The 24,006-nt window shown below is 33.1% G+C and carries 21 protein-coding genes and 1 tRNA gene; 8 read left to right on the top strand and 14 right to left on the bottom strand.

Annotated elements, in window-relative coordinates:
- Positions 1 to 195: 195 nt before the first annotated feature.
- A complete protein-coding gene (locus tag BC781_RS21645; protein ID WP_109621868.1) occupies positions 196 to 1,074 on the bottom strand; it encodes a formyltransferase family protein in 879 nt (292 codons plus the stop codon).
- Positions 1,075 to 1,337: 263 nt separating this feature from the next.
- On the opposite strand from BC781_RS21645, the gene BC781_RS21650 reads away from it, so the two are divergent.
- Entirely contained in the window at positions 1,338 to 1,598 is a 261-nt protein-coding gene (locus BC781_RS21650; RefSeq protein ID WP_109621870.1) for a hypothetical protein, read from the top strand.
- Positions 1,599 to 1,655: 57 nt separating this feature from the next.
- Here BC781_RS21650 and BC781_RS21655 read toward each other — a convergent pair whose 3' ends face one another.
- The 4 genes from BC781_RS21655 to BC781_RS21670 all read right to left on the bottom strand — a co-directional run bounded on the left by BC781_RS21655 (position 1,656) and on the right by BC781_RS21670 (position 4,312).
- The gene (locus BC781_RS21655; protein ID WP_109621872.1) at positions 1,656 to 2,462 is read right to left on the bottom strand and encodes a M48 family metalloprotease; all 807 of its coding nucleotides are present in this window, start codon (positions 2,460 to 2,462) and stop codon (positions 1,656 to 1,658) included.
- Positions 2,463 to 2,549: 87 nt separating this feature from the next.
- Positions 2,550 to 2,756 carry an exodeoxyribonuclease VII small subunit gene (xseB, locus tag BC781_RS21660; RefSeq protein ID WP_109621874.1) on the bottom strand — a complete coding sequence of 69 codons (207 nt, stop codon included), beginning with the start codon at positions 2,754 to 2,756 and terminating at the stop codon, positions 2,550 to 2,552.
- Positions 2,743 to 3,984 (bottom strand): exodeoxyribonuclease VII large subunit, encoded by a 1,242-nt coding sequence (gene xseA / locus BC781_RS21665; RefSeq protein WP_158281552.1) that lies wholly within the window; start codon positions 3,982 to 3,984, stop codon positions 2,743 to 2,745. The genes xseB and xseA overlap by 14 nt, the downstream gene beginning before the upstream one ends.
- Entirely contained in the window at positions 3,974 to 4,312 is a 339-nt protein-coding gene (locus BC781_RS21670; protein ID WP_109621878.1) for an enzyme of heme biosynthesis, read from the bottom strand. The genes xseA and BC781_RS21670 overlap by 11 nt, the downstream gene beginning before the upstream one ends.
- A 154-nt stretch (positions 4,313 to 4,466) precedes the next feature.
- Here BC781_RS21670 and BC781_RS21675 point away from each other — a divergent pair, with 154 nt between their 5' ends.
- The 6 genes from BC781_RS21675 to BC781_RS21700 all read left to right on the top strand — a co-directional run bounded on the left by BC781_RS21675 (position 4,467) and on the right by BC781_RS21700 (position 8,134).
- Positions 4,467 to 4,808 (top strand): hypothetical protein, encoded by a 342-nt coding sequence (locus BC781_RS21675; protein WP_109621880.1) that lies wholly within the window; start codon positions 4,467 to 4,469, stop codon positions 4,806 to 4,808.
- A gap of 229 nt (positions 4,809 to 5,037) precedes the next feature.
- Positions 5,038 to 5,110 (top strand) — tRNA-Arg (locus BC781_RS21680).
- Between the two features lie 448 nt (positions 5,111 to 5,558).
- On the top strand, positions 5,559 to 6,416 hold the full coding sequence (locus BC781_RS21685; protein ID WP_109621882.1) for a GIY-YIG nuclease family protein: 858 nt from the start codon (positions 5,559 to 5,561) through the stop codon (positions 6,414 to 6,416).
- Between the two features lie 523 nt (positions 6,417 to 6,939).
- Entirely contained in the window at positions 6,940 to 7,410 is a 471-nt protein-coding gene (locus tag BC781_RS21690; protein ID WP_109621884.1) for a hypothetical protein, read from the top strand.
- Positions 7,411 to 7,417: 7 nt separating this feature from the next.
- Complete coding sequence (locus tag BC781_RS21695; RefSeq protein WP_109621886.1) at positions 7,418 to 7,768, top strand: DUF1622 domain-containing protein; 351 nt, start codon at positions 7,418 to 7,420, stop codon at positions 7,766 to 7,768.
- A gap of 3 nt (positions 7,769 to 7,771) precedes the next feature.
- Positions 7,772 to 8,134, top strand: a complete 363-nt coding sequence (locus BC781_RS21700; protein ID WP_109621888.1) for a hypothetical protein — start codon at positions 7,772 to 7,774, stop codon at positions 8,132 to 8,134.
- Positions 8,135 to 8,283: 149 nt separating this feature from the next.
- Here BC781_RS21700 and BC781_RS21705 read toward each other — a convergent pair whose 3' ends face one another.
- From BC781_RS21705 to BC781_RS21730, 6 genes are all read right to left on the bottom strand, one after another.
- Positions 8,284 to 10,230, bottom strand: coding sequence for a thiamine pyrophosphate-dependent enzyme (locus BC781_RS21705; RefSeq protein WP_109621956.1), 1,947 nt, complete (start codon positions 10,228 to 10,230; stop codon positions 8,284 to 8,286).
- A gap of 315 nt (positions 10,231 to 10,545) precedes the next feature.
- Positions 10,546 to 11,346 (bottom strand): hypothetical protein, encoded by an 801-nt coding sequence (locus BC781_RS21710; protein WP_109621890.1) that lies wholly within the window; start codon positions 11,344 to 11,346, stop codon positions 10,546 to 10,548.
- A 13-nt stretch (positions 11,347 to 11,359) separates the two neighbouring features.
- Positions 11,360 to 12,961: a glutamate synthase-related protein gene (locus BC781_RS21715; RefSeq protein WP_109621892.1), complete on the bottom strand. Its 1,602-nt coding sequence runs from the start codon at positions 12,959 to 12,961 to the stop codon at positions 11,360 to 11,362.
- 321 nt (positions 12,962 to 13,282) lie between these two features.
- Positions 13,283 to 14,599 carry an alginate export family protein gene (locus tag BC781_RS21720; protein ID WP_109621893.1) on the bottom strand — a complete coding sequence of 439 codons (1,317 nt, stop codon included), beginning with the start codon at positions 14,597 to 14,599 and terminating at the stop codon, positions 13,283 to 13,285.
- Between the two features lie 227 nt (positions 14,600 to 14,826).
- Positions 14,827 to 15,876, bottom strand: a complete 1,050-nt coding sequence (locus tag BC781_RS21725; RefSeq protein WP_109621895.1) for a patatin-like phospholipase family protein — start codon at positions 15,874 to 15,876, stop codon at positions 14,827 to 14,829.
- A gap of 183 nt (positions 15,877 to 16,059) precedes the next feature.
- Positions 16,060 to 16,731 (bottom strand): isochorismatase family protein, encoded by a 672-nt coding sequence (locus BC781_RS21730; RefSeq protein WP_109621897.1) that lies wholly within the window; start codon positions 16,729 to 16,731, stop codon positions 16,060 to 16,062.
- Positions 16,732 to 17,438: 707 nt separating this feature from the next.
- On the opposite strand from BC781_RS21730, the gene BC781_RS21735 reads away from it, so the two are divergent.
- Positions 17,439 to 18,803: a VapE domain-containing protein gene (locus tag BC781_RS21735; RefSeq protein WP_109621899.1), complete on the top strand. Its 1,365-nt coding sequence runs from the start codon at positions 17,439 to 17,441 to the stop codon at positions 18,801 to 18,803.
- Positions 18,804 to 19,215: 412 nt separating this feature from the next.
- Here BC781_RS21735 and BC781_RS21740 read toward each other — a convergent pair whose 3' ends face one another.
- From BC781_RS21740 to BC781_RS21750, 3 genes are all read right to left on the bottom strand, one after another.
- Entirely contained in the window at positions 19,216 to 20,922 is a 1,707-nt protein-coding gene (locus BC781_RS21740) for a tyrosine-type recombinase/integrase (RefSeq protein WP_109621901.1), read from the bottom strand.
- 376 nt (positions 20,923 to 21,298) lie between these two features.
- Complete coding sequence (locus BC781_RS21745; RefSeq protein ID WP_109621903.1) at positions 21,299 to 22,201, bottom strand: hypothetical protein; 903 nt, start codon at positions 22,199 to 22,201, stop codon at positions 21,299 to 21,301.
- 251 nt (positions 22,202 to 22,452) lie between these two features.
- The gene (locus tag BC781_RS21750; protein ID WP_109621905.1) at positions 22,453 to 23,907 is read right to left on the bottom strand and encodes a tyrosine-type recombinase/integrase; all 1,455 of its coding nucleotides are present in this window, start codon (positions 23,905 to 23,907) and stop codon (positions 22,453 to 22,455) included.
- Positions 23,908 to 24,006: the final 99 nt, after the last annotated feature.

Genomic DNA, 24,006 nt, shown 5'->3' on the forward strand with positions numbered 1-24,006 from the left:
TGCTAGTAAAATATCATTATCGGAATAAATTTAACAGTATTACTGTTTGTTGACTTTAAAAGTCATAAATTCTCTTAATGGGTTAAAACATAAGTGAATAACCTAATCAAGTAAGGTTTTGTTTTTACAGCTATAAAAAAAACAAAAAAAGGCCATAAGATTTAACTTATAGCCTTTTATACTTTAATAGAAAATCTAAGCGTATGACTCTTCTATTGTATGTACCTTTTGATTGGGTGTGAATCTAGTATATTGTCTTACTTCAGTCCAATTTGTGTATTCTAAACCTTTTTCTTTCAATCTATCAAGAGTTTGAATAGATGGCCATGACATATATGGATATTTAGGCTCTTTGAATTGTGGTATTGGAATAATTGCTTCTTTATTATCAAGCTTGTGGAAATACTCATTAAACTGTTTCATCGCAACATGCATAAAGTTATACATGATAGTTAAATGAGAATCTTTCTTTCCTCTTTTTATTGGAGTCTGAATTAAAATGTCACCACAATCAATGTCAGCTGTAAGCTCATGTAGTGTTGATCCATAAACTTCTTCATCAGATTCCATTAGGTGTACAAATGGTTCTACTCCTCTAAAGTCAGGAAGAAGTGATGGATGAATATTGACAATTGATACTTTAGGCATATTGATAAAATCTTTTTTCAAGATTTGATCTAAGCCACAAGAAAGGAAAACATCTGTTTCAAGATTTTTCAACTCATCAATAGTTTCTTTCTTATTAAAGTTGTCTGATTCAATGATTTTGAATCCATACATTTTAGAAAGCTCTTGAACGGAGTATAGTTTATCTTCTTCTTTTCTGAATATATTTAAGATTGATGCAGCCAAAGGAATAAAAGCCGCTAAACCTAAATAATAAAAAATGAAGGAAGAATTAAATCGTTTAAACATGAATCTCAATCCCTTCAAATCGTTGATAGTAACTCCATCAATTTTCATGTCTTTTTTTGAAAAAACAACTGCTTTTATAGGCAATTTATATTTTCTCAACATTAAGTTCAAAGCTAACACCGCCACATAAGATGGTGAGCACCCGTATACAATGTTCATAAAAAAATTAGAATAGTGATATGTAAATGATGCCCGAATATAGCAATGTTGGTATTTAAATAATAAAATAATACAATTATTTAATGTTAAGTGAATGATTTTTCATTAATGAAATAAATTGTATTAAATCTACAATTCTTACAAAATCAAAATATTTTAAAGTATGTAAACCTGTATATGAGTAAGATACGCCGCTGTTTGTTTACAAATAGGTTAAAAGAAAGTAGTATCTAGCATAATTATGAAATAACCTATTCTGAGATATGTATAGAAACCTAATTACTGCTGCACTTATTGCTAATATCCTATCGATTGAAAAAGAGTTAATTCTTAATTCGCCTCAGCAAATCATAAAATCAGAAGAAGCTATTCAGTATTCATTTTCAAGAATAGAACTTGAAACCATAATTTTAGAAATTGAGGATGAATATCATCTCAACCTAATTGACCTTAATAGGGACCGAGTGTCTAATTTGAATGACCTATTTTATATCTTAAACCAATCTGAAGAAGTTACCCCATAAAAAAAGCCTTTCAAATATCTAAATCTGAAAGGCTTTTCGTATTGCATATGTCTTACCTTAAGGAAGCATATTCTTAAACTGTTGATATGTTGTTATTCCTCCTTCAGTTCTTTCACACCCTTGTGCATCAGCTTGACTTCTGATATCTGAAATCCTACTGTCATTCGACGGGTGAGTACTTAAAAATGCAGGAGTTGAAGATTCAAAATTTGGATCACTTTCCATTTTTTCAAAGAATCCAGCAGCACCGCCACAATCATATGAAGTAGATTTAAGGTACTTTACAGAAAACTCATCTGATTGAGCTTCTTGGTCTCTACCAAACTTCAAGGTAACAAGAGAAGTGGCAATCTGAGCAAGTTGTTGTTGATAGTCTGCTGAATTACCTAAGAGGATCTCAAGTAATATAGAGATACCGTATTGTCTTTGCATTGCCTTAGAAGAATGTCTTTTTTCAGCATGGGCAATTTCATGTCCAATAACCCCTGCCAAATGATCTTCATGGTCTAAGTATTGAATCAAACCTTTATGTACATAAATATAACCACCTGGGGTTGCAAATGCATTCAATACATCGTTGTCTATGATTTTAATCTGATCATAAGCAAAAGTATCCTTGTACTTAATTTCGGGTGAAGCTAAAATATCATCAAGTATTCCTCGAAGGTAATTATAAGCATCTGGGTAATCATCTTCAGATAAAACAGGGTAAGTTTGTGGATCTGAAAGGATTTGATCATTGACCTGTGCTCCTAGAGCTACATCATCTTCAATACTAAATAAAAAAACACCATCTTCTCCGCAAGATGCTGTAAAACTCATAATGAGTATAAATGATAAGATTTTTGAAAAGTGTTTTAACATAATAGGTCTGATATATTTAATATACTTCTCAAGAATAAGTGTTATCAACTTATAATGAACCACTTAAACTAAGCCTAAAATTACATTTTATTTTTCAGAATCATTGAAAAGCTCATCTATTTTACTTTCAATTCCTCTAAGTTTTTGTTGACAGTATTTAATCAACTCGTTTGCTCTTTTTACTTTTCCTTCTAATTGGTCTATAGGAATCTCATTATCTTGAATTAATGACTGAATGGAAAGTAGCTCTTCCAATGCTTTCTCGTAGCTTAATTCATTATTATCCTCTTTCATATTTATCTACTGTTGAATAGAGTCTCTTTCCCGAAATATGTGTTTCTAATTTATCACCTTTATTAATCTTTGTTTCTTCTACAATCTTCTTACCATTAATCAAGGAAAGAGAAAATCCTTTTTTGAATAAGGCTCTCGGATCCATTTCTTTAATCCTCCAAGCAATATTCTTTAACCTTTCATTTTCTAGGTAAAGAATATGTTCAGACTTCATTTTAAGACCATCTTCAACTCCTTTCAATTCATATAATTGATTTTGGATCAATTGATTCGATTGGTTTTGAATCATTGACATTAATTTATCTAACTGCCAATTTTCTTCCAGCAACCTATTCTGTATTGTTCTTTCTATTGAAATTAAAGACTGCAATAGTTTTTCTTCATATGAAAGCATATCTTCTATAAGATAAGAAGCAACCGCAGTAGGTGTTTTTAATGATTTATGAGATATAATATCGACAATTGTTTCATCTATTTGATGTCCAATACCACAATAAATGGGTAGTTTCGTAAGTGCTATCGTTTTTGATAAATCATAATGATTAAAAATCTCTAAATCTGATTTAGCTCCTCCTCCCCTAATTAGAACAATAGCATCAAATTCATCTACACTAATTTTCTGAAGTTGATCTTGGATTGCTTGAATTGCATTTTTTCCCTGAACTGTGGCTTCAAATAATTCTGTATAAAACTTGTAACCATAGGAATTATTAGTCAGTTGATCCAAAAAGTCTTTCAGACCAGCAGCATTTGAAGAAGAAATTATAGCAATCTTTTGGATTACTTTAGGGGGAATTAATTGCTTCTGCAAAAATAAAAAGCCTTCTTCCTGTAGCTTTTTAAGGTTCATTTGCTTTCTTAAAGCCATTTCCCCTATTGTGTAAGCTAAATCAAGGTCATTTACTCGAAGTGACATTCCATAAACTTCATGGAATGTAACCCATACTTCAATTAATACTTCTTTTCCCTCCTCAATAATCCATGAAAACTCCTCTTCCCCAATTTTTTGAAGAAGAATTTTATAGGTATCCTTCCATATATTTGCCTTTATCTGAGCAACAAGAAAATCTTCCTTTTTCTGTACTAATTCCAGATATAAATGTCCATTCTTTTCTTGAACTCTAGCAATTTCTGCGGTAACCCAAATACTTGTCCCTATTTTCTCAATATGCTTTTTAATACTTTTATTGAGTTGTAATAAGGTAAATGTTTGTTTGTTACCACTCATCTTCCTCTTCGTCTTCGTATAAAAATTCATTATACGCTCGTTGAAGCTCTGCTAAAGCATGTCTATCATTTTCTTTCTGACAAATTAACAAGCCCTTCTTATAGATACTCTCTGCTTTTTCTTTATCACCCAAATCTAAATACAACTGAGCTGCATGATAATATGTACCAGTATAATTTTCATGCTCAAACAATAATCTATCGTAATATTTCTTAGCCTCAGTAGGCTTAGACTCTAAATATTCATTTGCTATTGCGTAAATAAGGAACGGATCATTAGGCTCTTCCTCTAGAAACGCAAAAAGTTTATTCAACCTTTCCTGATTCATTTCGTTAAATGTTAACTATAAATATTTGACAAAAATGATAATATTTAGACATCAGTTGCAAATTGTCATAGAACTTATGTTCTTCAATAGTGAACTCGCATTCTAATATTATTGCTTTTTAGATAGCTATATCTTTCAATTACGGATTAAAAAAATGAAGAAATTACTCTATAGTGTCCCTTTATTATTGTTTGTAGCCTTAATGGGCTGTACACAAGAAACACAGAACCGTTTCAGTAGAGGCGTACAAAATTGGACAGGTACTGATGGCGTTTTAGAAGTATACGCTGGTGATAAATTGGTAAAAAAGTTTATTAAAATTGATAAACTTACAACCTCGAAAAGTACTGAGGGTAAATCAGATCGACCTTATCGTTATGGATATGGTATATATGATGAGAATATGAATGGAGTAAAAGATCCAGGTGAGAAAAAAGTCTATTTTGAATTCTCAGATTATTCTACTTCATATATATTCTATGAAAACCCTAAGTAATAGAATCTATATTCGTATAATTAAAAATCCCCTATTCTTTTCAGAATAAGGGATTTTTTGTTTTAATGTTCCGATATTTTATAACTAATAGATAGTCAGTATCATCAATCTTGCTTTTATAAAAACTAACTTTTTCAATTGAAAATCAATTCGTAAAATTATATACCATCTAATTCTTAATAGATAGATAGTATAATGCCCTTTAAATAATTATATTTGTCATGATTTTGGCCCCATGGTGCAACTGGATAGCATGCCGGTTTCCGGAGCCGTTGATGTGGGTTCGAGTCCCGCTGGGGCTACAACTAAACGCTGTAACACATTGATATGTAAATTGTTATAGCGTTTTATTTTTATTTAGGGGACAATATAGGGGGACATTTCCTAATATGTATAAAAACCACCTATTAGACAGATAATCAACACAGTATAAGTCTCAGTATTCTTTAAATAAAGGTATAGAAGTTAAGGTAAATACCAAAATAAATCACTTTCCCCAATATTCAATTTCATAATCAATCTTTTTTAGCTCAAAACATACAATTAAAAGTAAGAAGGTTAAATCACAAGCTTTCAATTAATAGTCTGTACTAAAACATCATTTATAACCTTCTATTAAATACCTAATATTTAATCTAAGGTACTAATTTAGTACTATAATCAAACCAAGAGGAATCACTCCCTAAAGTATTTAAAAACATAAACCTTTAGGTAAAGCTACTCTTTAACAAAACCCCGATAATAAAATAAATGAAAAGAGGAAAAAGTATAAACACCCACATCCCTAATCCTGATCAAGACTCCGTAAGAATAAAAACTGTTAGTAATAGTGTCATTAGAGCTTATTGTTTCCCTAGGCACCTCATTGAAAATGTAAAAAACTACTTACAAAGGGAATCTGCCAATCTCTATTACTTATTTGGCTATGATGAAAAGTCACTGGAGCCATGTATTTACATTGGAGAATCTGCCGATACATATAGGCGTTTAAAAGAGCATATACAAGAAGAGAGAATTGATTGGAACTTTGCTTTTGTTTTCGAATCATTAACGGAGAAAGACTTAGATACTACAGCTACTCGTTTTCTAGAATCACATTCATATAAATTAGCATTAAGTATAGGGAGATACAAGCTAGTCAATAGAACAAAACCACATCAACCTCATATAACAAGGGGACAAAAAGACTGTTACCTTGATTGCTTTGATATAATTAAACTTTTAATGAATGATGCTGGGTATTTAGTCTTCAAATCAATTACTGACACTGAAGATGATATGACATTTTACCTTAAGCATAAAACAACATCTGGAGCTAAAGGACAACCATCAAGTCAAGGTTTTGTCGTTTTCAAGGGCTCAGCTTTTACAAAAACATTTACGAAAAGTCTATACTCTTCCCATAAATTACTACATAGACAACTAGTGAAAGATGGATTACTTTTAGATAAAGGTGAACATTATATATTACAAAAAGATTATATATTCCCAACTCCTTCTACCGCTGGGCAAGTTATTACCGGTACAGTTGGAAATGGATGGCAATTATGGAAAAATGCTACAGGACAGACGTTGAGAGAAGCAATGGAGGGTACTGATTATAAATAATTTTTATTACTACAAACTTATTAAGTATAAGGTACTTGGTTATTTAGAACCCAGCAATGGTTTTTATTAAATCTGCTGGGTGTTTTTTTAGTAAAATGATTATTTCTATTAGTCTTATTTATACTCGTGAACTATTTCACAACAGTATAAGTAGGCAACTCCCTGCCATGGATTTATGGCAGGGAAATAGCTCTTTGGTGATACATGTTAATGATAACCTTGTTCTTATCAATTATGAATTTCGTTACCACATAGTCATAATCTAAGAGGCAGTTGATTTTTTTACTGTAATTATTTTTTTCTTTAGATCAATATCTGTTGAAGCGATTATTCTTGATGAATTTTATGGCAAGAACACTTACTTTAAAAGTAACTAAAGTGAATTTTTGAAATAATATAGGCTTTATTTAAAGACATATTTAACAAATGGTTTAGATTATTACCCATAATACTAACTATGATTTTGACACGATTTATAGGCATTTTATTCATTATTTTTTTCATAGGTAGCCCTCAAATAATTATGGCTCAGCACACCTCTGAAAATCAATCTAAAGAGGAAGGGAAGGAAGAAAAACATCATCACACATTTTTTGAAAAGGGATCTATTACGTTAGGAGTAGGAGCTGCATTATCTTCGGAATTAGGAACTGTGGGTATCAATGGAAGGTTGTATTACAATATTGGCGAACATATCTGTTTCGGCCCTGAATTCACTTATTTCAAAAAGAATGAGATAGAATTGTATGATATGGACTTTGTCTTTCATTATATTTTTGAAACTCCTATTGTAGGCATCTACCCAGTAGTGGGCTTAAATTATACAATCGAAAAAGAGTTGGACCATCATCATGAAGAAGATGCATTTGGTGTGTTATGGGGAGTAGGTGTACACAGAAATATAAAAAACATTACCATACTTGGAGAATTTACCAGAGTGGAAAGCAGTTTGAGTGATTCTTTTGTTAGTCTAGCAATCTTGTATACATTTTAAAGTAAATATGGAAGAAATTAAAAATATATTTTGGATAATTGCCGAAATAATTGAGGTTGTAGCAATGACAATATTAATTTATGGATTTCTTAAGGTATTTATAAAATTTATATGTATTGAAGGAAAAGATATCACAAAAGTTGATATATACTATATTCAACGAATAAGATGTCAGATTGGGATTTATATATTACTTGCGCTTGACTTCTTAATCACATCTGATATTATTTTCACTCTCAGTGAGCTTTCAGAGGAACAAATGATTTCCTTAAGTTTATTTATTGTAACTCGAATAGCAATCGGTTATTTCTTAGGGAAAGAAATCAAAGAATTAAGTGAAGAAAAACAAGATGAATAATTAATGGAATGGTATGCCCCTTTAACAATTTTACCAGCAATAGGTTTAATCATTATGTCTACGAGTGGGTTTATTGTAGCACTCAACAATGAACTTACGCAACTTGAACAATTAAAAGAGAAGAATATTCCAATTATTAGAGAAAAGTTAAAACAATTGAAACGTTTAGGGGTCGCTAATGCTTGTCTTTATGGAAGTGCCCTTATTTTTTTATTATCTGGTTTATCAAAAGCAATCTTTCAACATGAATATATATTTAAAATGATGATGATAATTGCTGTCATATTTACTACAATAGCATTATTTTTTTTATGTATCCATTCAATCAAAGCAATCCAAGTAAGACAAAAAAATTTAGATGTTTAATAAAATACCCTTCCTTGAGCTAAATCTTGAGCATTTCCTATACTAATACTTTGAGTATTCTTACAACTTACAATACTGAATTTATCATACTAATATCATCGATATTATATTGCTCTAGCATAATTATATGCTAGAGCAATATAATTGCCTTATATGAGCTTTACATCTGTAGTTATTTCAAGTAATGCAGGTCCTTCATGTAAGACTAATGTCCTTATTGTTGATTCAAGCTTTTCTTCTGAATCTACCTTTAACCCCAACCCGCCACAGCTTTGTGCATATTTAGCAAAACTTGGGTTAACAAGGTCTGTGGCCCATTTATCCCATCCTCCTGCCCGCTGCTCTTTGGTTATTTTACCTAGCTCATTGTTATTTAATACAATAACCTTGATGTTCATATTGTATTTCACCAAAGTTGTAAATTCTGCAAGATATTGGCATATTCCACCATCACCAGCTACAGCAATAATTGGCCTTTTATCTCCAACCGCAGCCCAAGCACCAATAGCTGCAGGTAAAGCAAATCCAATCGATCCAAGGTATCCAGACATCAGAAAATTATGATTCTTGGACTCAAAATAGCGTCCAAAAGAATATGCATTATTCCCTACATCAACACACATTATTGCATTCTCTGGAGCAAGTCTAGTTAATGTATCAAAAACTGCAATTGAACTAATTCCATGACCTGTTGCTTCAGTTAATCTTTTTTTCTTTTCGGCTCTCCAGATCTTCCACCTTTTAGCTATTGACTCTATTTGATTAACTTTATTTGCTTTTATTTCAACATCCGTTTTATGTATTAGACCAATGGTTCTTGAGATTTCACCAAACACAGCAACATCAACTTTGTGAAATTTAGATAAAGCCAATGGATCAAAATCAACTTGTATAATTGGTTTCTTTTGAGTGATTCCAGTATGATTCGAAAATGAAGCGCCAATAACGATTAGTAGGTCTGCTTCATTCATAAAATATGATGCAATCGGAGTTCCACTTCTTCCTAACACACCACATGCAAGTTTATGTGAATCTGAGATTTGACCTTTACCTTTAAATGTTGTCATGACAGGACAATTGAGTTTTTCTGCTAACTCAATAATCTCTTTCATGTTAAATCTAGCTCCATGTCCAACGATAATTATAGGTTTTTCAGCTTGGGCAATTTTATTAATAGCAGTATCTAATTGATCTTCAGGAGGTGCTATACTTAGTTTTGCAATTCTACCTTCTGGTGTTTGAGCTTTTTCATTTTGTGCAGGTAATACTTGAACTTGATCAGGAAAGGTCAAATGTGATACATCACGCTTCAAAATAGCATGTTTAATTGCCAAAGCCATAAGCTCAGTATGTTTACTTTGATGCTCAACTCTTTGGTTAAATTCGGCTACAGTTTGAAAAGCTCTAACTAAATCAACTTCTTGAAAATTACCAGTTCCTACAACTTGTGTAGCAACTTGTCCTGTTAAGGCTAGTATGGGGGATCTATCTACTTTTGCATCCCATAATCCTGTAAATAAATTGGTACTTCCAGGTCCTGCTATTGCAAAACAAGCCGCTGGTTTACCCGTCAATTTTCCATAAGCTGAAGCAGCGAAAGATGCTGCCCCCTCATGCCTAATACCTATAAACTTTAAGTGTCCCTTCTCTTCCTGTATTCTTATAGCATCTGCTAAGCCTAAATTAGAGTGTCCGACCATACCAAATACACTAGTTACTCCCCAATTAACCATAGTTTCCACCATAATATCTGTTACGGTAGTTTCATGAGGAGCTTCTTCCTCCAATCCAATATAGATAGCGTCATTCTCAATTTTAACATCATAAGTCTTCAAACCATCATTATAATCTCCAGAACTTCCTCCATGAGGACAAAAATCCCATCCATGCCAAGGACATCTCAATAATCCATTTTCTATAGAACCTTCACCAAGAGGTCCTCCTTGATGAGGACATTTGTTATCTAAGGCTGTAAACTTTCCTTTAAAGTGAGATAAACAGATATCCTTATGTCCTGCGACCACAGTCATAACTCTTCCCTCTTTTAGTGTATCCTTATTGTCGAGAACCTTATGCCAGTACAGTTTTTTTTTCATTTTCATATGATTTCCTGGTTTTCAATGGATTATAGAGAACGAATTAATTATTGAAATACTCGTTTAGTCTTCACACAAATTATTTCGAAGGCTATAAAAATGGGATAACGAATACTAGATCATAGAATCTCTGATTTGTATTGATAATGCATATAACTCTTAAATAAAATTAAGCATTAGCCATATCCAATTTTTAAGCCGTCTAAGCTTTTGTTCAAGTACTCAATCAAATCACTTTCCTTTGTACTTAACATCAAATTACTTAGTTAAGGTACAGGTATAGAAAACAATCAAACTAATGTAAATCAAATTCTTTTATTGATTTATAAGCCAGTGATAGACATGTTCAATGTAGTATCCAATCTGATTTAGCTGTTTTTGAATGGCTTTATTCCCTATTTCTTCAAGACTTAAAACACATCCTTTCCAATCATCTAAGATGATCCATTTTCCAATTTGTGGATCATCAATCTTAGTGTAGTCAATTTCAGTTTTTATTGGATAAGCTGATATATAAAAATAGGGGTTTCCTACTTTATTATCTTCCATAGCTAAACCAAAACCAATACCCAATTTAGGGGTTGGTTCAAAATAAATTCCTGTATCAAAATGATGAGGCCAAATTCGTATTTCAGATGAAATTTGGGTCAAACCTATGAAATCTAAACAAGCATAATTAGCTAATGATCTGTAGCCTAGCCATTGTGAAATACTTTCTTCTGAAAGAAATTGGATAGGATTATTTGCAAAATCATATTCGGTTATAATAAAGTGTAATGGTTTACTAATAGATTCTGCTTTAAAACCTTTTTTTGTCAATTTTATAATTAACTCTTGTTCTACTTCAAAAATAGTTTTATCAACTATATCCTGTTTTATTTCAATTCTTTTTCTTTCATCCAACAATTCAAATTGAAACGCAATTAGATTCAATGAAAAAATATAGCGTTTATGCCCCTTTTGAAACCACCTCCCATAAATAGCTTTACTTACTGAATCAAAATATAAATTCGTATGACTGTCGTCTTCTTTTGAAGGCACAAACACTTTATTAACCTTGGCAATAACCTGAGAAAGTAAGTGTAATAACTGGTCCGCTTCTGAATATAATTGCATGATTATTAATTTATTACTTTACACCAGCATAAGATATACCAGTGAGTTGGTGTATTTCATAATTGAAAGTACTCAAATCATGAAAATTAAATTTAGATAGATGATCATGCCCACATGACCTTGCGACAACCTTCATTAATTCTGTACTTGCATTGAAGAAGTTATAAAGTTGTTTTGCCGATTGATCAATGATAATTCTCTGTCTTAAACTTTCTTTTTGAGTAGCAATCCCTACAGGACAATTATTGGTATTACAAGCTCTCATCCCTAAACATCCAATAGCTTGCAAAGCAGAATTAGAGACAGCAATGGCATCTGCTCCTAGCATCATTGCTTTACAGAAATCTTCTGGTACCCTTAGCCCTCCTGTAATGATCAAAGTCACACCTTCAACTCCAACATTATTTAAATGCCTTCTTGCTCTAGCCAATGCAGGAATGGTGGGTATGTTTATATTATTTCTCAAAATAGTTGGAGCAGAACCTGTACCTCCTCCTCTACCATCTAGAATGATGTAATCAGCTCCAACTTTTAGTGCAAAATCAATATCAGCTTCTAAATGGCTCGCAGCAATTTTGAAACCAATAGGGATACCTCCCGTTCTTGATCTAACCTCTTCAGCAATGTTTTTGAAATCTTCAACAGATTTTAAATCTGGGAATGTTGCTGGTGAAATTGCTGTTTGGCCTTCTTTTAACCCTCGAACATTTGCTATTTCATGAGTAACTTTATGACCAGGTAAATGTCCCCCAGTTCCTGTTTTTGCCCCCTGCCCACATTTAAAATGAAAAGCTTGAGCCTTTTCTACCTTTTCCCAAGAAAACCCAAACTTACCTGAAGCAAGTTCATAAAAATACTTTGAGTTACTAGATTGTTCTTCTTCTAGCATGCCTCCTTCACCACTACAAATTCCTGTCCCTGCCAATTCGGCTCCCTTAGACAAAGCGATTTTAGCTTCTTTAGAAAGTGCACCAAAACTCATATCGGATACAAAAATAGGAATGTCCAATTGTAGTGGTTTTTTCGCATTTGGACCAATAATGGTAGATGTCACAACTTCTACTTCATCAAGTAAAGGTCTTTTAGATAATTGGGCAGGTAAAAATTGAATATCTTCCCATTTCGGTAGTGTGTTTCTATCAACACCCATAGCCTCTGAAGGTCCATGATGACCATAATTTTTGAGTCCATTTTGCGATAATTCCTTTATATACCTTGTATAAGGTTCAGTATTTTCAGGATGTGTATCTGCATACTGTCCTAAATACTCATTTCGATTAAAAGGTTGAGGATGCTTCTTTAAAAATTCATTTATTTCATCTTCATCAATCCAGACGAAATCATCTCGAATTTCAGATTTGAATTTGTAGAGAGCTTCATTGTTATTGTATTCTGAGATTCCAGTATCATAGCAATAATCCCAACCATGAACACCACATATTATATTATTGCCTTCAATTCGTCCATCAGACATTAGAGCTCCACGATGAAGACACCTTCCATATAATACTGATATATTTTCATCATACCTTATCATTACTAAATCAAGACCGTTCACCTGATAATGATAAGGTGTTTTGCTGTGGAGCTTACTAAATAGAAGTGTTTTTATCATGATTGAGATAGTAAATAATTCAGATAAATTAAAAGAGTTATAGGTAGCTATTCCTTAGTGAATAAGCGTAAGATAAACACTCGTTAATTTCTAACACTTACCATTATTATACTATTTAGGTTCCATATTTAAGGAGTTACTTGGTAAAATAATCCCACTATCCAGAATGTAGTTATGAATAATGGGATTGGAAGGATTGTGATTAATGTTCTGAGTGGGCTATTTGATTATGATAGAAATAGGATAAATGTACCAACAAAAATATATTCTCGTTTAAGGTATAAAGACTAAAAAAGTAAACTCAGTTTTAAATACATTTTACTAATTTTCATTCTTAATAAAGAAAATAGTTGGATTAATACTTACACGAAACCATCCCCATTTGTTGATTTTATTTTTGTCCCTAGCAATTCCAGTACTTAATTGTCTTAAATCAATTATTCCTTCTTGTGCAAATAAAAATGAAAAACCACCATCGAACTTAATCTGATTATTTAGTTCATAAGTCGCTATGAAGTCAAATTCTTGACCTAGGGATATATCGGTTAAATCCCCTGAAGAATTTAATAATTGACGCCCTATTGATTTAAAAAGGTGATAATTTGCATTTAGCTTCCAATTATCACGAATATTAAACTTCAACTTAGCATAGTAATCTTGTAAGCCTACATTATCTACATGCCTTCCTCCAACATAATAATAGTCCATTAATCCATTGAATTTGTGATTCATTCCATACAATGGATTAAATGCTTTATTACTACCATCGTCAATAACATCGTTACCAGATAGGAGTTCTCCCCCAACGATTATCTCTACTAATTCATACAATTTCCCCCTTAGCTCTAAAAGCAAGTTATATGCATTGATATTTCTATTTACCCCATCTTTCCCAGTTTGGTAATAACCATTAAGAGTCACATCTAAAAACTCTAAATTAAATAGTAAACGTCCACCCATTGTCTGACTGAAACGGATTTTAAGATCACTTGCAGTAAAGTTAGGATCAATAGACTCAACTTGTTCAATTCCATTATTGAGAAAAAGAAAGCTTAATTGGAGTTTCTTAAAACTCTTATTTAGCCATACAAACTGTAGTGTTTTGTAGTTGTTACTTGAGTAGGCCTGCCTATATAGATTTTCTTCATCCGTTTGATACCCTCCGCCTACATGTATTTTGAATAAACCTTCATATGTGAAAACTATAGCTTCATGAACTAAGCCTTGTTGCGCCCAATCCACATTACCTAATATTCGGTAATCATCATATTTTAGTTCTTGTCGCCCCACTTTTATTGAAGTGGATTTACTAATATTAAATTTTGCCCAACCTTCATAAAGGCTAAAGTTTCCATAATCAATATTATTTAATATTGGAGTTGCACCCCATGTCCTTACGTCTTGAAAACTGAATTTTAATTCAATGAAACTTCTTTTATCCTTAAAAAAAGTATTCATTCTAGTCCGTTGAGAAATGAAGTTAGCTGCTACATCTAAATCTTCATCGGTAGGACGAGGCTCACCAAAACCTTTCCGATATTCAAAGCGTGAGCGAATGTCTAGATCTACTTTATATTCTTGTGCATAAACTGAAGATCTAAATAATAGAATTAGTAAAAGTAGAATTGTTTCTATCATAAAACATAAGAGACTTAAAGAAATCGGTACTTTTACTTAAGTTAAATACTCATATTCATATTCATATCCTAGATTTAAGCATAAGAAATAGCCTTAAAAAATCGTATCCTAATTATCAAAAAAGGTTATTACTCTAGAATTAATATATCTTATAAAAGCTCATGTTTTATAAATCTTCTACCTACCTTAATTGATGATTTTTATGATTAGAGTAAAAAACATAATTCCTATTCTAACAACTTATCTAAAAATCCGTCAAGGTTCTGATTCTCTCTAGCATAATCAACCCCTTTCTTTGCTGAGTCTAATAAAGCTTGAATATTTTTTGATGATGCATCAGCAATATCTGGAGAAAACTTTCGAAATTCTATTGGTAGATTTAAGCGTAAATACCCTGTTGACTGTTCTTCTTTAAGTGTTTTATATAGTTGTTGCATTTGAAAATCTACTGTTTCACAGCTTCCCTCCATCATAATTTCAGGAATTGATTCTGCCCATTTGAGTAAATTCCATTGGTTACTTTTTTCTTTCCCTATTAAGTCAAAACCTGCACCTGTACCTAATGATAAAATACTAATTTGAGAAGCTGTAGGTTGATTAATTCCTCTATCTTGGAAGTTTGTTTTACGTGCTTCTGCATAAGCACACATAGAAGGATTAGTTGCAAAAACACTTCCATCAAGATTCATTAAATACTCCATAGAAGCTTTAGGAGCTAAGTTCTTTATCTTAGGAGGATTGAAATATGTAGGGGCAGAAGAGGTTGATCTTGCCGCATCTCTAACATAGAAATCTCTATATTCTGTATCGCAATGACTGGTAAAAAAAAATGCTGTTTTGGTATCCATATTATATGTTGTAATCAAACTCGGTTTGATCAGATCACTAACATGAGTATCACCAAAAACTCTTAAAAAAATATTTTCAATGTTATCTGATCTATACTTAGCTGCACTTTTTAACCCCCAAAACCGCTTAATATTTTTTTCTTTTGCAGCATTAAATATGTTATACCCTTCTTTTATATAAAAGTCTAATGCATCAGTAGCGTTGTATTTTGCTTTTTTACTTTTACGTTCTTCAGGAGTGAGATATATACATGTTAATATACCTCCTGTGCTTGTTCCAGCAATTAAGTCGAAATAATCTGCAATTGTAGTATTAGGCACTCTACTTTTTAGGTAATCTTCAATATATTTTACCGTAAATGCAGGAATTACTCCTCTAATTCCTCCACCATCTATTGATAAAATTCTGATTTTTTTACTAGGGGACATATCATACTGATATTTACAATTATGATAAATAATTCTTCAAGAATAACGGAAACCTCTTATATCATTTTCTTTATCCATGAAGGACACTAAAATTCAATCTTCATTAAAATCACAAACATATATAGAATAAGCCACCTCCTGATATAAATACAGAAAAGTGGCTTATTGGATTAAAATGAATTGTTATCTACTCTTAATCGCTTCTACAGCTTCAGCAGTGGTATAAACATGACTAGCAAGCATTCTAAAGTTCGTTAAAGCTGCTTTGTAACCATCATACTCCCCTACGATAGCTGCCGCAGTCGCATCTTTAGCAATAGCTACCTTAAAACCTGTTTCTAGTAATTCTCTTGTATGAGACTCTACACAAAGATTAGCAGACATACCACACATCAGTACTTGGTTTATATGACGTTTGCGTAACTGTAGTACTAAATCATTTGTTTCAGGACCAAAAACTTTATGAGCGTGACATTGTATGACATTGTCTTGATAGATATATTTTTTGAATTGATCTAAAAAATCAGCACCTGATCCCTCAAAGCCTTCTAGATTTAAAATACCAGTTCTTTCATACATATGGATGTCATGCATTAGTTTTTCTAGTGCCCCTTCTATTTGCCAACCTTTGTCAGAAGGATAGTAATAGTGAGGGGATATAAAAACAAGCATGTTGGTTTCAGCGGCTACTTTAAAAAGTGCCTCCATATTTTCAACAGTGTTGTTTTCTGTGACACTTTTACCAACTACTGGCCATGCAGCTCCATTTGGGTTTAAAAAATCGTTTTGTGGATCTGTCATAACGATTGCTGTATGCTCATCAAACGTAAAACCTGGATCTGGAATTCCACTCATAATACTTTAATTTAGGGTTATAAAATAAACATGACTTTCTCACCGATTTTAGATCAATAAATTTAATAAAATCGGAAACTTGAACTAATAAGTAACTCATACACTGAGAGCCTTAAATGTTCTCAATACCTTAATTAAGATATCATCTAATGGATTTAAACCCTATGTCATGTACTATTTTTCATTAATTAATACCGTAATAAAAGGGGCTTTTTAGTCAAACTGCATCATTATTTTTAATCTATATATTTCAAGAAAAAATACATGAAGGTTATTCCATTTTTATATGTTCTTTCTTCACAGAAAATTTACCTTCTCTTAAGATTTAAGTTACTACTTACTACAAGAGTTTTTTATTTAGTCATACAAGAAGTTAACTCCTCAATCTTGAATGCTGATTAGGGCCTTGGTTCCAATCTATTATTGATACTCATTCATAGATATTTCGCTTGAATAAATGCTGCTAAAATCATCTTATTTAAAAACTATTTACTAACCTAATGAATAATAACCAGCGGCATACCCAACGGTACACCCAGCGAAAATGCCTAGCATCATTTAATCAACTCAGACATAACCTACTGATACATTGTCAAATACAACAACAACCAACCCAGTAAGTTAAACAATGTTAATTGTGAATTATTGCTTTCTTTTTCATTTCCACCTTTCTACTCCCATAGCAGAAAATCATTAAATAAAATTATATGAAAAAAAAGCAACCAATAAATCAAGGCATACAACTCACTATCCCATTTGGAGAAGAATTAGTTACTTACAAGAAAAGTGAGCGTTCTCAAAAAAATAAAAGTAGTAAACCTGTAACAAATAAGGTTAAGACTTCGGCAAAGAAAGAGCCTTCCATAGTACCTTCCTCTGAAGATAATGTTGAAAATTACCTAAATAAAAATTACCGATTTAGGTACAATACAGTCCTAGAGCGTACGGAGTTTAAAACTTCCAGACAACGTAAATATCGATCCCTTCACAAGTTTGATTACAATAGTATCAAAAGAGAGTTGAACAATGCTGGTTATAAGATATCTACTTCAGCCCTTAGAGATTTACTGGAAAGTAATTTTGTTCATCAAATTGATCCATTCGAATGCTACTTAGAGAAAGTTTGTAAGCGACACAAGGCTGATGGAATTGACTACATTGGCCAGCTTGTCAAGACTATTACTTTTAGTAAAGACCCTATCCAAAATAAAGCCATGCAAGAAGTGTTTTATCCCTATTTCAGAAAATGGATGATCGCTTTTGTAGCTACTATGTACAAAGAGGGTGTCTACAATGAGAATGCTCTTATTTTCATAGGAGATCAAGGTATTGGAAAGACAAAGTGGCTTTTAAAACTAATGCCTCAAGAGCTAAAAACTTATATACATCAAGGATTACTCAGAAAAAACAATAATGATACCTTGACTAAAATCTCCCAGAATGGTCTTATCATAATGGATGAGCTAGATACCCTGAGAGATAGTGAGGCGACATCTTTAAAAGCCATACTTTCTCAAAAACAAATACAATTTAGAAAGTCTTTTGCTCGTCATGATGAAACTTATGATCGAAAAGCTTCCTTTGTAGGTACTAGTAACAAAGATAACCTCCTCATTGATGAAACTGGAAATAGACGCTTTCTTATCTATAAAGTTGATCGTCTTGATCATAATCATAAAATAAATATGAATAAGGTATTTGCTCAAGCACTCAGACTCTTTAAACGTGGTGAGAGGTATTGGTTTAATGAGCAAGAGACAGCTTCAATCAATAAGCGAAATCAGCAATTCACTGTGACAAGTAATGAAGAAGAAATACTTCATAAATACATCTCAACCCCCGAAGAAGGACTTTCTGAGGAGAACATTGTGAAGATGAATACTTCACAACTTATCGAACACATTAACGAGTCAGAAAAGAAAACTGGAGGAAAGCCTATTTTCAATTTGAAAGATCGAGAGAAAATTGGGAAAACGCTAAGGAAACTAGGCTATCATCAAATCACTTTTAGAACAGATACGCATACACATCCGATAAAAGGATATCAACTATATCTAAAGGAGGTCAGTTGAAAAACAAAAGAACTCTAGACATTATCCGATAAAGGATTCTGTTCTAGAGTTCTTGAAAATTAAAAAGTATCATCGAGTTCTAAGGTTTCACAGGATATTGACTGCACCAAGAAGGTAATAGTGTCATTACATTAAAGATTTGTCGAGGACATTTGAGAGTTTAAAATGGTAAACTATACCTTTTTTATCTATGTACTTCCCAAAAACCTACCGTTATAAAAGTAGGGATCAAACTTAGGATATATCAATGGATAAGACTAAAAATTGTAGTATGTAGTAAGCATTATTAGTATTTAGATCGTCACACACTACACCTATTTACAGAACTAATACAGCTTTTCTATTTAGACATATATATATTAATATGATTCACCATAATAAATCTGATATAGAGAAAGAACTTTATCCTTTATTAAGTGTTATCATCAGTCTTGGTATATACGCTCATTAACTCCTCATTGAGCTTGTCTCTCAAATAGATTTTCTCTGTTATGGCTGTATCTCGATGTGACAATAACTTTGATACAAGCGAGAGGTTTTTTGTCTTATCAAGCATATTTGCACCAAACGTATACCTAAAGTAGTGCATGGATATCTGATGCAACTTGCCTTTGCTATCTGTGTATTTTCCTTGTGTAGGATGCCATTCTCTAAAGAATCGTAGAAAGGAGCTTTTCATATTTTTTTTGAAGATAGGGCCTGAACCTATTTCTTGAGCTTCCCGTGCTGACTCTAAAGCGTCTACCGCTTCTTTACTTAGAGGCAAAGATGGTGCTTCAAAGGGTTCGTAACCTTTACAGAAACGTAATTGAAGGACTCCAGTACCATCCTTGTTGATTGTATAGTCTTCTACATGAATATGACCAATTGTTGATACCCTAAGCCCTGCCTCAATGGCAAGGATAATAGAATACTTTAGGCGTATAAGCCCAGCGAACCGCTGGGTTTTCTTATGATTAGCCCCAGCACGATCTTCATTTGCTTTCAATGCCTTATTAAAGCATTCTATTATTTCATCACAGATATACTTGGGTAAATAGCATCTGGCAGGGACTTTATCCACAGGATGTAAGGCATACTGTGATAGTTTAGTCAACTTAGAGATATGTTCCTGATATGTTGCATCTGCATCCATGTAAATCTCTAAGTCACTCCTTGTTTGTTTAATGTCGTGTCCATCAGTAATTGATAGAGTGCCATTGCTGTATACTTGACATTCTTTCTCCCTAAGTAATTGTATGGCTTTATTGATGAACTCTCTCTTTCTGGTTGGGTTTAGTTCTTTTTCTAAAAGGAATGCAAAGAAGTTCTTTAGAGCAAGGATGTAGTTGTTTACTCCAACTGAACGAATAGGGTTCCCTTCAGTTTGAATCTTACCTCGTTTATCAAGGCGTCCTTGTGAAACATAATAAATGAAGCTGTCTACATTCTCTTTTGTGTACACTGAAGCATTCCAGTCACAGTCATCAATGTCTTGAGCGGCTATTTTGTTTAAAAAGACATAACGAAGGAACTTACGTAGGAATATCATTTTGGTTGAGGGGGTACCTGTTGCTTTCTTTAAACGTCCCTGCCTAAGTACATAATTTAGGTATTCTTTTATCAAAGGTACTTCTTCTAAGCCTTTCAGAAGTTTATCTATCTGCTCATCAGTTGACGTATGATGTTCTGAAATGTTTGTTACTTCTTCTTCGGATAAAAACTGACTTAAGGTTCGACATTCTTGCTTTTGGAATTGGGTGAACTGCTTGTCATTATTGATGCGGCAGAGTAAATGAGCTTTTTGATGGAAGGTTAATTTACCGTCTTTGTACTGAGTGTTTATATGCTCCCTAAAGCTCTTCATCTGGGCAGGGATATCATATAGCATACCTCCGTAACTCTCTTGGATAAAGGTAAAAAATCCATGCAAGGACTTCTTTGCCAAAAAGGTAGTTCTACCTCTAGCTCTTGCATGGTGAGTGTCACCAAACCGCTCAATGGCTTCTTCAACAGTGTATAGAGAACGGTCAAGCTCATTAATGTACATCTCTATGAGGTGGTTGATTGGGATGCTCTTTGGAAGTACTCGCTGGGTTATTCCTTGATGACCTCGAATGCTTATTGGTGTAAGATTCATAGTTGATAAATAATTTTTTTTGTAGACAGCCTAGTTAGGTATTAGAGGAGTGACAGGAACAGTGAAAATGAGTCAAATGCCCTTATCTGTCGTCATAAAACCTTTTATCCCCTTCTTGAACTATCATTATATTATTTATCTGAATCTCTCAGGTTAAACCACAAATGCCTAGCAAAAGAGAATACAATGGAGTTACAAAGTCTCCTAATTCAGTAGACGACTTTAAGTTTGAAGGCAAAAAAAGAGGCAAGTACTTGAGTAATTCTCTAATACTTGTCTCTATAATGTAGTAAATGGTGTAGCTTTCTTAGAACCTCATCTTTTGACGATTTCACCATTTATACTAAGTGTGCATCAGTTTGAGTTGATTCACTTCCTACGTACCTAATTTTGCAACCCAGTTCCTTTCATACATTTCACAAACCTCAGAAAGAATACTATCAAACTTGCTGTCACCTCCCGTTCGCTGGATGAAAATGCGGAAGCGTCTTCTTTCTTCTTTCAAGGTTTTAAGTGCAGATGGTTTATGTCTCAAGCGTTCCCAATGTTCGGGTGATTCCCATCGATATAGATGTAGTTGATCTTGTTCATTAAGCATTTCAATTTGCTCAAATGAATAATATGAGAAGGTTATCTTCTTGAAAATATCTAACCACTTTGAGAAGGCAATTTGACTCTTCACAGGATCTAATAAGTCACTCAAAAAAACAATCTCTGCCTCTTTGAAGAAGCGCATCTTACGCGCCTTTATTTCTAGGCGTATAACCTCTAGGTCTTTGATTTGAAAGACCTTTGCTTTATCGTAAACTTTTAACTCATAGTCATTCCGTTTACAAATAGTGCCTTGAAAGTTATCGTTCTTCTCAAAACTAAACTCGGCTTCTTCGGTATACTTGAAGCTCTTTAGTACCCTGGCTGTTGTATAATCAAGATAAACATTGAACCCCAATTCGATATTGGTTATCCTAGATCTGTTGATAGGTATTCCAAGAGCTTCAAGCTGTAGTAACACCTCCCTCATTTCATGATAGTTTAGATCATCATAACCAACAGCTCCTTTGTTATAGAACTTTGGTAAACTGCCCCTTACCTTTAAGAGCAAACCTTTGTCGTTGGTCTCTTTCAATTCAAACCTTAGACCTTGATAGGTAACGGCACAAGAGCCTCCCTTGACCGCTCCAGTATTGAGCGAATAGGCTCCATGGAAATCTAGGGTTTCATGATTTAACCAGAACTCCCAGTCTTGATGGGGTAGCTCAAATCTTATTCCGTCAAACATGCGATAGCTTCTTTTTTTGAAGCCTCACTGGCAAATAAAAATCTCTCTCTCATTCTCTTGAATGTATTTTTTTCCACACGAACTGAATCATGCTTTCATAATATTATCGGACAACTTATAGAAAGTACTCTGATGAGAAGAAAAAAATTTAAGTGAATTGTTATTTCGGGACAGGATAAAATAAGAAAACCGTATGTCCTAACCATCAATTAGTAGGACATACGGTTTATTTGAAGAACCAACACGAGGTATTAAGAAGCAAATCTATTTTCAACCCTTTGATGGATTAGTGCAAAGGAATTAACAAATTGCTCTACTGGCTTCATTTCCTCTGACATCTGCTTTAAAAGTTCAAGATTAGCTTTTGTTCTCACTGAACTTTCTTTGCCCCCCAAACCTTTGCTACTTGAAACCTTTCTTTCATGTACTGTTGTATTAATTTTCATAAAGGTTTCAAGTTCTGAAACTACCGTAGACATCTTATTCTTGATCTCTTCAATAACCTCTTCTACTCCGCGACCATCATATACATCTTTCCTTCTGTTCTTATCTTCATGCCCCACTATCCATGTTAGAACATCTGCATCTACTGATTGGACTTTGTGATGAGTAATAAAAGTCTTTCGCCCCCATTTCGAAGAGACTACAGAATACAGAGGCATTGTCATTAAATCATCGACTCCTCTCCTCTTTACTTTAATTTCTCGATACAAGCCTGCCATTTTACAAATCTTTTTAATTGCAATATTAAGCTTTACAAGAAGAGACTTTTCAGAGATGAAATTCGCAGAACCTTTCTTAGAATGAACTTTTGGAATACTGTAATCAAACTCATTAAATATTTGAGCTGCTAATTTACCAAAACCGTCCTTCAAAGGCACTATCATTCTATTTCCTGTCTTTTGCGAAATGAAATCCCATGTATCAAAATGAAGATCAGCTTTAGAGACATGGAGTATATCGGAGATTCGTTGTCCCGTGAAGATAGTAAGCAACAACAAATTGCGATAGAAGACCAAATCAGAATCCGTTAACTCCAATTCCATGATTTTGATAATTTCATCTAACTTAAGGTAATGCCCTACAGATTCATTTACGGATCGAACCTTAAACTCTTCTCCCATTTTGAAAAGGTCATTACTATGATAGTTACGATCATAAGACCACTTAAGGAAAGACTTGAGATTCTTCAAATACTTCTTTTTCGTCTCTGGAGACTGATTCAACGAGTCGAATGAAGCTTTGAACGTATCCAAAAAAGTAAGGTCAATAGCTTCAAACCCCAAATGGGTACCTAAGCCCACTGCCACCTTTTCTAGTCTTTCTAGAAGACGACGATATTCTTTTCTGCGGTTTTCTGTATGCTTTGTTTTGAGAAAATCTGTTAGTGCATGTTGTAAAAATGATTTCTCAATATTCTTGACACGAGAGTCAATCAAGTCCTTGAGTTGTTTCTGATTGAGTGAACTTGTATGCTCAAATAATTCACCAACTTTTTCAGCAATAAGATCTAACTTGGGATTTATCATTTTTCCTACTTCTCCCTTTACCCTCTGTTGCTCCATATCCCAATCGGCTTTTCGTACCTTTATTCCTTTTGGATAAGATTTGAATCTTGTACGATACTGAGGATGATTTATAGAGGCATATACCCTATCAAACCCAGCCTTATCAAGAGTCCCTTTTAAATAATATTTCACTTCCATGTTTTAATAAGTTTTATTTACATGGGGGTAGAAATCCAAAGTCAATCAAAAAAGTGGTGATGAAAAAAAAATCACCACCACTGCATAAACACAACATTA

This window comes from Sediminitomix flava (assembly GCF_003149185.1).
In the GTDB taxonomy this organism is placed as follows: domain Bacteria; phylum Bacteroidota; class Bacteroidia; order Cytophagales; family Flammeovirgaceae; genus Sediminitomix; species Sediminitomix flava.

Coding starts and splice junctions, on each gene's coding strand:
- BC781_RS21645 (WP_109621868.1), bottom strand. CDS start 1,074: ATGAACATTGTATACGGGTGCTCACCATCTTATGTGGCGGTGTTAGCT.
- BC781_RS21650 (WP_109621870.1), top strand. CDS start 1,338: ATGTATAGAAACCTAATTACTGCTGCACTTATTGCTAATATCCTATCG.
- BC781_RS21655 (WP_109621872.1), bottom strand. CDS start 2,462: ATGTTAAAACACTTTTCAAAAATCTTATCATTTATACTCATTATGAGT.
- xseB (WP_109621874.1), bottom strand. CDS start 2,756: ATGAAAGAGGATAATAATGAATTAAGCTACGAGAAAGCATTGGAAGAG.
- xseA (WP_158281552.1), bottom strand. CDS start 3,984: ATGAGTGGTAACAAACAAACATTTACCTTATTACAACTCAATAAAAGT.
- BC781_RS21670 (WP_109621878.1), bottom strand. CDS start 4,312: ATGAATCAGGAAAGGTTGAATAAACTTTTTGCGTTTCTAGAGGAAGAG.
- BC781_RS21675 (WP_109621880.1), top strand. CDS start 4,467: ATGAAGAAATTACTCTATAGTGTCCCTTTATTATTGTTTGTAGCCTTA.
- BC781_RS21685 (WP_109621882.1), top strand. CDS start 5,559: ATGAAAAGAGGAAAAAGTATAAACACCCACATCCCTAATCCTGATCAA.
- BC781_RS21690 (WP_109621884.1), top strand. CDS start 6,940: ATGGCTCAGCACACCTCTGAAAATCAATCTAAAGAGGAAGGGAAGGAA.
- BC781_RS21695 (WP_109621886.1), top strand. CDS start 7,418: ATGGAAGAAATTAAAAATATATTTTGGATAATTGCCGAAATAATTGAG.
- BC781_RS21700 (WP_109621888.1), top strand. CDS start 7,772: ATGGAATGGTATGCCCCTTTAACAATTTTACCAGCAATAGGTTTAATC.
- BC781_RS21705 (WP_109621956.1), bottom strand. CDS start 10,230: ATGAAAAAAAAACTGTACTGGCATAAGGTTCTCGACAATAAGGATACA.
- BC781_RS21710 (WP_109621890.1), bottom strand. CDS start 11,346: ATGCAATTATATTCAGAAGCGGACCAGTTATTACACTTACTTTCTCAG.
- BC781_RS21715 (WP_109621892.1), bottom strand. CDS start 12,961: ATGATAAAAACACTTCTATTTAGTAAGCTCCACAGCAAAACACCTTAT.
- BC781_RS21720 (WP_109621893.1), bottom strand. CDS start 14,599: ATGATAGAAACAATTCTACTTTTACTAATTCTATTATTTAGATCTTCA.
- BC781_RS21725 (WP_109621895.1), bottom strand. CDS start 15,876: ATGTCCCCTAGTAAAAAAATCAGAATTTTATCAATAGATGGTGGAGGA.
- BC781_RS21730 (WP_109621897.1), bottom strand. CDS start 16,731: ATGAGTGGAATTCCAGATCCAGGTTTTACGTTTGATGAGCATACAGCA.
- BC781_RS21735 (WP_109621899.1), top strand. CDS start 17,439: ATGAAAAAAAAGCAACCAATAAATCAAGGCATACAACTCACTATCCCA.
- BC781_RS21740 (WP_109621901.1), bottom strand. CDS start 20,922: ATGAATCTTACACCAATAAGCATTCGAGGTCATCAAGGAATAACCCAG.
- BC781_RS21745 (WP_109621903.1), bottom strand. CDS start 22,201: ATGTTTGACGGAATAAGATTTGAGCTACCCCATCAAGACTGGGAGTTC.
- BC781_RS21750 (WP_109621905.1), bottom strand. CDS start 23,907: ATGGAAGTGAAATATTATTTAAAAGGGACTCTTGATAAGGCTGGGTTT.